We start from the raw sequence: 9,673 nt of genomic DNA on the forward strand, positions 1-9,673 counted from the left end.
GATTTATCTCAATCTTTCTGCTGATCTGATCAGTCTTTCATCTTTATTAATCCCGAAAATAGCCAGTACAATAAATAAGATAGCGATAGCCGGAAGATACGCACCAATACCAAAAGCCGCTCCTTCAATACCACCGGGTAATTTTTGGGCGTAAATGCTGCACCAAAAGGCAAATCCGCCAATTAGTACAATCGAAAGAATGGCAAACCTTTTTTGAAAACTGCGCTTTCTGAAATTGAAGATGTTAACGAAACAGATAATCGCTATAGCAATATTGGTTATAAGTAAAGGTAGAAATGATATGATTTTGAATGGCGAACCCGCTTTACCGGCAATTATCTGAAACAAACCGCTTGTGTATACTGCTGATTCCGTTCCGGCAATTTCTTTGCTGGCAATAGGTAAAAACAACATTAATATCAGGGTTAAAGCGGCTAAGAAAAGCCATATTGATTGTATTCTTTGTATCATGTTAATTTGAAATAATAAACAATTATAGGGATTCTATTTCAACCTTGAAAAAACATTTTTTTGCTGCGCATAGATTTTGTTAAAACCTGCAAGTTTTAATACATTTGGCTATATACCACAAACCCTAAAAGATAAAACCAAAGCTATTGCCTTTTCTTTTCCTAACAGGTTGGCTATAATGCAGCCGATGGAAATTGTTTAACGGATTTAATTTTAACCAGGCCTACTTTATAAAACGATTTATGTTAAAAAACTTACTTTTTTTAATTGCCCTGTTTGTTGCCGCAAACACTTTTGCGCAGGATACCCTTAAATTCGAAAAAGCTTTAACAGTAGCCAGTGGCAGCCGATATGGTCGAGAAGCTGTGTATACAGATTTGCTGGCCTGGAAAATGGCCAATCAACAATTGCAGGCACCGGTAGAAAACGGCGAATTTTCGACCGGAAAAAATGGTGAAAAAGTATTGTGGAAAGCAATTAAGGCCGATGCCAATGGCCGTTTTAGTGCCTTTTCGAGGAGATCGTTTCAAACAGCCAGTAACCCCTTTCTAAATCCGGGCGGGGTAGATCGTGGGTCCGATTATATTTACCTTACTTACACTTCAGGTACAGCACAAACTGTAATTTTAAATGTTATTGGGGGCAATAGTATATTTTTTAATGGTATCCCACACATGGGCGATCCCTATGCATCGGGTTATATGAATATTCCGGTTCAGCTAAAAAAAGGAGTAAACGAGCTGTATGTACGGGGTGCCAGTGTACTGCCGATGATTATTGTTAATGCTAAAAAACTATTAATCCATACCGATGATATTACTTCGCCCAGTATTGTGCTTAATGAAAAAAATGGCGTACTCAAGGGTGCCCTTACTATAAGCAATTCATCGTTAAAAGATTATAATGATTTACGTTTCAAAACCATTTTGAACGGTAAGCAACGCGAGGTAGCCATTGCGCGTATTCCGAAACTGAGCATGCGAAAGGTGGTTTTTGAAGTAGATGCAAGTGCTGTGGTAAAACCGGGCAATTACAATATCGAATTACAATTGTTGCAAGGCAATACACAGGTAGATCAGAAAATGATTGTAATTGAAGCTTTAGCGGGTTCATCAACCCATAAGCAAACTTTTGTGAGTAATATTGACGGCAGTTTGCAGTATTTCGCTGTTACGCCGCAATTAAATGGTTGGAAACCGAATGCTGCCTTGTTTCTGTCGGTGCATGGTGCAGGCGTAGAGGCCATCGGTCAGGCAAAGGCTTATAAATCTAAAGACTGGGGCACGCTGGTTGCCGCTACCAACCGCAGGCCACGTGGCTTTAACTGGGAAGACTGGGGGCGTAAAGATGCTTTAGAAGTATTGGCACTGGCTAAAAATCAGTTTAAACCAGATGAAAAACAAATTTACCTTACCGGACACTCGATGGGTGGACACGGTACCTGGTTCTTAGGCGCAACTTATCCCGATAAATGGGCAGCCATTGCGCCGGCTGCGGGTTATGCTTCGCTTAAAGATTATGGTTCGGCCGATGGAAAAATTCCCGATAGCAGTCAAAATAGTGTCGAGCGGATGTTATTAAGGGCCGGCAACCAAAGTGATGTTCCGAAACTGGTTAGCAATTATACTCCTTTGGGCGTGTACATATTGCATGGCGATGCCGATAAAGTGGTTCCCGTTAGTTATGCCCGACAAATGAAGAAAATACTTGCTGGTTTTCACGCCGATTTTAGCTATTACGAATATCCGGGTGGAGAACATTGGTTTGGCGATCAAAGTGTAGACTGGCCGGCAATTTTCAGCTTTTTTAAATGGCATACCATAGCGGTCGATTCGGCTGTAAATCACATCGATTTCATGACTTCCAGTCCGGGGATTTCGGCAACTTACCGCTGGGCCACCATTGAGCAGCAGGAACAACCCTTACAGTACAGTCGCATTATTTTAAACCGCGATAGGAAGAAATCGAGCATTACAGGTAAAACTGAAAACGTGGTGACTTTAAAGCTGGCTTTAACAGATTTTGGTGCAAAAGCTAACGTTAAAATAACTTTAGATAGCTTACCTGCCATTAACTTTACTACTCAGAGTGGTAACGATACTCTGTTTTTAGCCAAAAACAATGAAGGTTGGCAAATCCTCACTTCAGTGAATAAAAGGGATAAAAATCCGGCACGATCGGGTACTTTTAAAGAAGCGTTTAACCATAAAATGGTTTTTGTAGTGGGAACAAGCGGCGCTGTGGGTGCCAGCGAAGCCAATTTAAACAAAGCCAGATATGATGCCGAAAGCTGGTATTACCGTGGAAATGGGGCGGTTGATATCATTACCGATAAGGAATTTTCAATATCAAAATATCAGGGGCGTAATATCATTTTATATGGCAATGCCGAAAATAATACCGTCTGGAAAACCTTACTGAAAGATTGCCCTATACAGGTTAACAATTCGCAAATCACAGCGGGCAAGCAAACCTGGAAAGGCAATGATTTAGCAGCCTATTACATCTGGCCGCAGCAGGATAATAATCTTCTGGTTGGTGTAGTGGCCAGTACTGGTGTTGCAGGTATGAAAGCAGCTTATGCCAATCAATACTTTGCTGGTGGAAGTGGATTTCCTGATTTTATGGTGTTCTCTTCCGATTTACCTAAAGAAGGCAGTAAAGGCATTAAGTTGGCCGGTTTTTACAACAACAAATGGCAGTTGGAGGAGAAAAACACAGCTAAGCCATAATTACAGGGTTTACGAATAAATGTAAAGCGCTTTCCTTCTAAATAAAAGGAAAAAAGTACTTTTGCATCGCTTTGAGTAAAAAAAGATATTTCATCCAAATCGCTTACGATGGCAGCTTGTACCATGGCTGGCAAGTTCAACCCAATGCAATTACCGTGCAAGAGTTGTTGGATAAAGCTATGGCTACGGTTTTTAGGCAACCTATCGAAACCCTGGGCTGTGGCCGCACCGATACTGGGGTGCACGCTAAAGATTTTTATGCACATTTTGATGTGGAAAATCTGGATGAAAGCAAAGTTTTAAGTGCTGTTGGCGGGATCAATGCTCTTTTGCCTTATCAAATTGCTACGAAACGGATTATTCCGGTGCATAATGAGGCACATGCGCGCTTCGATGCCACCTCAAGAGCTTACAAATATCATCTGCATTTCGAAAAAGATCCGTTTAAATTAAACCGGTCGTGGTTGGTTAAAGATCGCCTAGATGTGACGGCTATGAATGAAGCAGCAGCTTTGTTGTTAAATTATATCGATTTCTCATGTTTCAGCAAATCGAATACGCAGACCTTTACCAACAATTGCAAAATAGTAAAAGCTGTTTTTGAAGAACAAGAAGACGGTTTAGTGTTTACCATTCAGGCCGATCGTTTTTTAAGGAACATGGTGAGGGCCATTATGGGTACCCTGGTGCAGATTGGTAAAAAAGAAATAGATTTAGCTGCGTTTAAAGCAGTAATAGAAAGTAAAAACCGCAGTAAGGCCGGTCAATCGGTACCTGCTTGTGGCTTGTATTTGGTGAAGATTGAGTACCCTTATATAAATGATAGCATTGGAGATTGATTTAATGATAGAATGTGAAATGGCGATAGCATATAAAATTCATTCATTCACTCATTCAGAACTCACTCATTAAACAAAAAATGGCAGTTACCGGCGACGTATATAACACAGGATTACTGAAACGCATTTTTAAATACGTAAGGCCTTACCGTGCTGTATTTGTTTGGTCGGTTATTTTAACCATCCTGCTGGCTGCAATTTCTCCGGTGCGCCCGTTTTTGATTAAATACACACTCGATCATTATATTTTAGCCGGCAATTATTCTGGTTTGGTAAATATGACCATGCTGATGGTTTTTATGTTGGTGCTTCAAACGCTTATCCAGTATAACCATACCCTTTTAACCAATACCCTGGGGCAGTCGGTGATTCGTGATCTGCGCATCAATGTTTTTAACCACATTACTAAGCTTAGGCTTAAGTTTTTCGATAAAACACCCATTGGCCAGTTAATTACCCGTACCGTTTCCGATCTGGAAACCATTGCCGATATTTTTTCGGAAGGTTTAATCTCCATGATTGGCGATAGTTTGCAGGTAGTAGTAATTGTTTGTGTAATGCTTTATACTGACTGGGAATTGAGCCTTGTGGTGCTTCTACCCATTCCGTTATTGATTATTGCCACCAGGAAATTCCAACAGGCCATTAAAGTGGCTTTTCAGGAAGTCAGGAACGAGGTTTCTAACCTGAATACTTTTTTGCAGGAGCACATTACCGGCGTTCCGATTGTACAGTATTTTGCCCGCGAGAAACAGGAATACCGTAAATTTTATGCCATTAACAAGCGTTACCGAGATGCAAATATCCGCAGTAACTGGTATTATTCTATATTTTTTCCCGTTGTAGAATTGATTTCGGCCATGTCCTTGGGTTTACTGGTGTGGTATGGCGCTAAAAGTATCCTGGCTAAACCTTTAGATGTAACCCCCGGAACCATTACTCAGTTTATCATGTACCTAGGCATGGTGTTTACGCCGATTCGCCAATTGGCCGATAAATTTAATACCCTGCAAATGGGAATGGTTGGTGCCGAACGTGTTTTTAAAGTTTTAGATACTGACGAAATTACGCCAAACACAGGAACACTTCAACCTGCCAAACTGGAAGGAAATATTAAGTTCGAAAAGGTTTGGTTTGCCTATAATGATGAAAATTATGTTTTAAAAGATTTATCCTTTGAGGTAAAATCGGGCGAAACAGTGGCGCTGGTAGGGGCTACGGGTGCTGGTAAATCATCTACAATTAATATACTGAATCGTTTTTACGAAGTTAAAAAGGGCGATATTACCGTAGATGGCATTCGTATTGAAGATTTTGAACTCGATTATTTACGTAGTCACATTGCTACCGTACTGCAGGATGTTTTCTTGTTTTCAGATACCATTTTGAACAACATTACCCTCAATAATCCCGAAATTAAGCTGGAACAGGTGGTTAATGCCGCTAAAAAAGTAGGCGCACATGAATTTATTGAGCGCTTGCCTGGCGGTTACCAGTACAACGTGATGGAGAGAGGGGCTACACTCTCTGCAGGACAGGCACAGTTAATTTCCTTTATCCGCGCATTGGTGCATAATCCAGCCATTTTGGTTCTCGATGAAGCCACTTCATCGGTTGATACCGAAACCGAATTACTGATTCAGAAAGCTATTGATAACCTGATGGAAGGTCGTACTTCGATCGTAATTGCACACCGTTTATCTACAATCCAGAAAGCCGATCAGATTATTGTATTGGATAAAGGCGAGATCAAGGAAAAAGGTACGCATCAGCAGTTGCTCAAATTAAACGGCTATTACAAAAAACTTTACGATCTGCAATTTTCTTCAAAAGGGATTGCTAAAGTTTAAACTGCTGTTATTCCCTGTTATTTTCTTAATTTAACAGCTTCTTAAACCCTGTAAGGAGATGAAATTTTTCAAAATACTTAGCTTGTTTATGTTGTTGGTGCTGGCAGTTAATGTTTCGGCGCAACAAAAATATGTAATGGTTATTCATGGCGGTGCCGGTACCATTTTAAAAAAGAACATGAGCGCGGAGAAAGAGGCTGCCTATATTGCCGTCCTAACCCAGGCCTTGCAAGCAGGCTATGGGCAAATTAAAGCAGGTAAAACCAGTTTAGATGCGGTAGAAGCTACCATTCATGTGTTGGAAAACGATCCACATTTTAATGCTGGTAAGGGCGCTGTTTTTACCCACGATGGCCGCAACGAACTAGATGCAGCTATTATGGACGGGAAAACCCTGATGGCCGGAGCTGTTGCAGGTGTTACCACCATTAAAAACCCAATTTCGGCGGCCAGGGCAGTAATGGAGAAATCTGAACATGTAATGTTGGTTGGTGCAGGTGCCGATCTTTTCGCTAAAGAGGTCGGTTTAGAGATTGTAGATCCAAAATATTTCTGGACAAAAGAGCGTTGGGAAGGTTTGCAAAAAGCAATTCAAGAAGATTCAACCAAGGCCGTGCTCGATCATGGTAGTAAGAAGTCTGAGCTCTTTGGGGTGAAAAACCTGGATTATAAGTTTGGTACAGTAGGTTGCGTGGCGCTGGATAAAGCAGGTAACCTAGCTGCGGGAACTTCAACTGGCGGTATGACGAATAAAAAATATGGTCGCGTGGGCGATGCCCCAATTATTGGTGCAGGCACCTATTGCAATAATGAAACGGCGGGTATTTCGTGTACGGGTTGGGGTGAGTTTTATATCCGTAATGTAGTGGCCAAAACCATTTCCGATTTAATGGAGTATAAAGGACTTTCAGTAGTCGAAGCTTCAAAAATTGCCTTAGATAAAGTAGATAAAATGGGCGGCAATGGAGGATTAATCGCTTTAGACAAGCAAGGAAATATGACCATGCCTTTTAATACTGACGGCATGTACCGCGGTGCAATTACAGCCGATGGAAAGATTGAAGTAAGTATTTATAAGTAAGGCAAAGTAATTCATGAAAAAAATCTTTTCCAATTTAACCTTTCAGGTTATTGTAGCCATTATAATAGGTATTAACGTAGGAGCTTACTTTCCGGGCTTTGCGCCAACAGCTAAACTAATCAGTCAGGGCTTTATTAACCTGATTAGCATGCTAATTGCTCCGATCATATTCTTTACCATTGTTTTGGGTATCGCGCACATGGGCGATATGAAAAAAGTAGGCCGGGTAGGCGGCAAAGCTTTATTGTATTTCGAAATTGTAAGTACGGTTGCCATTGCTATCGGTTTATTGGTAGCCAATATTTTAAAGCCAGGTGCAGGCATGGTTGCGAAAGCCGGCGATACCACAAAAATTGCCGGTTACGCCGAACAGGCTAAGGATATGAACTGGGCCGAGTTCTTTCTCCACATTATTCCGCATAACATCATCGCTTCATTTGCTGAAGGCAATATTTTGCAAATTTTATTGTTTGCCATACTTTTTGGCTATGGCTTAAACAAATTAGGGGGCGAAGGCACAGTGGTTTTAAACGCTTTTGATAAAATCTCGAAGGTGCTGTTTAAAATAATGAAAGTGATTATGCGTTTGGCGCCGATTGGTGCTTTTGGCGGTATGGCTTTTAGTATCGGTACCCATGGTTTGCAAAGCATTATTGGGATGGCCAAGTTAATGGGATCGGTATATTTAACCTGCATTTTGTTTATTTTTATTATTTTAAATGGAATTTGCAGGTACTATAAGTTTAGTCTTTGGCAGTACCTTAAATATATCCGTCAGGAGATTTTAATTGTATTGGGTACCTCTTCTTCCGAATCGGCCTTGCCCAGTATGATGCAGAAAATGGAAAGCATTGGCTGTGATAAATCGGTGGTGGGTTTGGTTATCCCAACCGGCTATTCTTTTAACCTCGATGGTACAGCAATTTATCTGGCCATGGCGGTGATATTTCTTTGCCAGGTTTTTCATGTTGATTTAACGCTGGGGCAGCAAATTACAGTTTTAGGGGTGCTCATGGTTACCTCAAAGGGGGCTGCAGGTGTTACTGGAAGTGGTTTCATAGTACTCGTATCAACCCTTACGGCATTAAAAATTATGCCGATCGAACACATTTCTATCTTGATTGGCGTAGATCGATTTATGAGCGAGGCCAGGGCGATTACGAACGTAATTGGCAATGGTGTGGCTACCATTGTAATTGCCAAAAGCGAAAACCAGTTCGATCAGGAGAAATATTTGAAAGCCATTCAGCCTGCAATGATCGAAAAAGGAGAGGAGAGTTAATTGGGAGTTTGGAGTGCTCAGTTTGGAGCTTGTTTATCACAATCATCACCCTGATCCGATAGCTATCGGATTTCCGCCCGGCCGATCGGACGGGTATTTCAGGGACTCTAATTTCCTGGAGAATTGTTTTACCCTGAGAGATGCTGAACAAGTCAGATAACTATCGCATCAGCAAGACGGAGGGATAAACTAAAGCCGCTCCGAATACGTTTTAACGCCTTCTGCTTTCCACCTTCATGCCTTTCGCCTTTTTTAGCTACCTTTGTAGCAGAAACAGGCAACACAGCATGTTTAGTTAAACCAAATCACATTGGCTCAAGAAGAACAAAATAACCGCAAAGAAAAAAGCGAGTTACACCCACGCAACAAACACCGTTCGCGTTACAATTTCAAACAACTTACTGCTGCATCTAAAGAATTAAAGCGGTTTGTGTTTAAAAACGAACACAACGACGATTCTATCGATTTTGCTGATCAAAATGCCGTAAAAGCATTAAACAGAGCCTTGTTGAAACATTATTACGATGTTTCGCAATGGGATATTCCAAAAGATTACCTTTGTCCGCCTATTCCGGGCAGGGCCGATTATATTCACTACGTTGCCGATCTTTTAGGCTCGAGCAATAAAGGAAAAAATCCAACCGGACCCACTGTAAATGTGCTGGATATTGGTATTGGTGCCAATTGCATTTACCCAATTATCGGGCACAGAGAGTATGGCTGGAGTTTTGTAGGTTCAGATATCGATCCACTTTCGGTTGAAGCTGCAAAAAGGATTGTTGATGCTAATAAATCATTACAAGGCGCAATTGAACCGCGTTTGCAAGGTTCTAAAATGGGTATTTTTAGAGGGATTGTAGGTAGAAACGAGCGCTTTGATGCAGTAGTTTGTAATCCACCTTTCCACGCTTCGTTAAAAGAGGCAGAGCAGGGTACCCGTCAAAAATGGCGTAACCTTGGTGGTGGCGAAAAGGAAGTAAAGCACGTATTAAACTTTGGTGGTAATAAGGCCGAGCTTTGGTGTCCTGGGGGCGAACGTGCTTTTGTAGAGCAGATGATCATCCAAAGTGAGCAGACTAAAAACCAGGTTTTATGGTTTACCTCCTTGGTATCGAAAAGTGCCAACCTAAAAAGTATTTATAATGCCTTAATCAAGGTAAATGCTTTTGAAGTAAGAACAGTTCAAATGAGCCAAGGCCAAAAAATAAGCCGTTTTGTAGCCTGGACTTTCCATGACGAAAAAGCACAGGAAGCCTGGGCTAAAGGATGGAAATAAGTTTGGAGTTTCCGCAATAAAAATCAAAACTTAAACATAACGTCTTGCTAAACTTGTTTCAGGGTCTCTCTAAAAAGAGACCCTGAAATAAATTCAGTATGACGATCTCTTTTGTTGTGTTAGTCGGGATTTGTAATTAGGA

The 9,673-nt window shown here is 41.2% G+C and carries 7 protein-coding genes; 6 read left to right on the top strand and 1 reads right to left on the bottom strand.

All coding sequences use genetic code 11. From position 1 onward, the window contains the following. Positions 1–3: 3 nt before the first annotated feature. Complete coding sequence (locus DBR40_RS05700) at positions 4–471, bottom strand: DUF4293 domain-containing protein (RefSeq protein ID WP_124558794.1); 468 nt, start codon at positions 469–471, stop codon at positions 4–6. A 242-nt stretch (positions 472–713) separates the two neighbouring features. On the opposite strand from DBR40_RS05700, the gene DBR40_RS05705 reads away from it, so the two are divergent. From DBR40_RS05705 to rlmF, 6 genes are all read left to right on the top strand, one after another. Next, a complete protein-coding gene (locus DBR40_RS05705) occupies positions 714–3,203 on the top strand; it encodes a prolyl oligopeptidase family serine peptidase (protein WP_124558795.1) in 2,490 nt (829 codons plus the stop codon). 71 nt (positions 3,204–3,274) lie between these two features. Beyond that, positions 3,275–4,042: a tRNA pseudouridine(38-40) synthase TruA gene (gene truA, locus DBR40_RS05710; protein WP_199748282.1), complete on the top strand. Its 768-nt coding sequence runs from the start codon at positions 3,275–3,277 to the stop codon at positions 4,040–4,042. Positions 4,043–4,122: 80 nt separating this feature from the next. Then, on the top strand, positions 4,123–5,892 hold the full coding sequence (locus tag DBR40_RS05715) for an ABC transporter ATP-binding protein (RefSeq protein WP_124558797.1): 1,770 nt from the start codon (positions 4,123–4,125) through the stop codon (positions 5,890–5,892). Positions 5,893–5,950: 58 nt separating this feature from the next. Beyond that, positions 5,951–6,973 carry an isoaspartyl peptidase/L-asparaginase family protein gene (locus DBR40_RS05720; protein ID WP_124558798.1) on the top strand — a complete coding sequence of 341 codons (1,023 nt, stop codon included), beginning with the start codon at positions 5,951–5,953 and terminating at the stop codon, positions 6,971–6,973. A gap of 13 nt (positions 6,974–6,986) precedes the next feature. After that, positions 6,987–8,255 (top strand): C4-dicarboxylate transporter DctA, encoded by a 1,269-nt coding sequence (dctA, locus tag DBR40_RS05725; RefSeq protein WP_124558799.1) that lies wholly within the window; start codon positions 6,987–6,989, stop codon positions 8,253–8,255. Between the two features lie 310 nt (positions 8,256–8,565). After that, a complete protein-coding gene (gene rlmF, locus DBR40_RS05730) occupies positions 8,566–9,531 on the top strand; it encodes a 23S rRNA (adenine(1618)-N(6))-methyltransferase RlmF (protein WP_124558800.1) in 966 nt (321 codons plus the stop codon). Positions 9,532–9,673: the final 142 nt, after the last annotated feature.

The sequence above is a fragment of the Pedobacter sp. KBW01 genome (assembly GCF_003852395.1).
Classification (GTDB): domain Bacteria; phylum Bacteroidota; class Bacteroidia; order Sphingobacteriales; family Sphingobacteriaceae; genus Pedobacter.

What these genes read in the sequence shown, in the direction of transcription:
- DBR40_RS05700 (WP_124558794.1), bottom strand. Translation starts at nt 471, where the DNA reads ATGATACAAAGAATACAATCAATATGGCTTTTCTTAGCCGCTTTAACC.
- DBR40_RS05705 (WP_124558795.1), top strand. Translation starts at nt 714, where the DNA reads ATGTTAAAAAACTTACTTTTTTTAATTGCCCTGTTTGTTGCCGCAAAC.
- DBR40_RS05715 (WP_124558797.1), top strand. Translation starts at nt 4,123, where the DNA reads ATGGCAGTTACCGGCGACGTATATAACACAGGATTACTGAAACGCATT.
- DBR40_RS05720 (WP_124558798.1), top strand. Translation starts at nt 5,951, where the DNA reads ATGAAATTTTTCAAAATACTTAGCTTGTTTATGTTGTTGGTGCTGGCA.
- dctA (WP_124558799.1), top strand. Translation starts at nt 6,987, where the DNA reads ATGAAAAAAATCTTTTCCAATTTAACCTTTCAGGTTATTGTAGCCATT.